The sequence below is a fragment of the Cellulomonas sp. GbtcB1 genome (assembly GCF_019091725.1).
Classification (GTDB): Bacteria; Actinomycetota; Actinomycetes; order Actinomycetales; family Cellulomonadaceae; genus Cellulomonas.
In genome coordinates this window covers 1-241 of sequence record NZ_JAGXJG010000489.1, presented here as the reverse complement: position 1 = coordinate 241, position 241 = coordinate 1, and the positions used below count along the sequence as shown (strand labels likewise).

General features: G+C 84.6%; 1 pseudogene. It reads left to right on the top strand.

Annotation, left to right across the window (positions count from 1 at the left end):
- Positions 1–241, top strand: a pseudogene (locus KVT14_RS21130) (hypothetical protein); the annotation flags it as partial.

The following is a 241-nucleotide window of genomic DNA, read 5'->3' as shown; positions in this document are numbered from 1 at the left end:
CCCTGCGGGACGAGCCGCCCCCCGCCGCGGCGCTGGCGGCCGACGCCGCGGAGGCGCTGCGGGCGCCCGACCTCGGGCCGGCGCGCGTCGTCGGGCACACGATGGGCGGGGTGACGGCGGAGGATCTGGCGCTCACGGCGCCCGTGCTCGTGGCGGGCCTGGTGCTCGAGGACCCGGCGTGGCGGCCCGCGGAGGCCGGGGGCGTGGACGCCCCCGGAGCGGGCGGGGCGGGGGTCGGCGG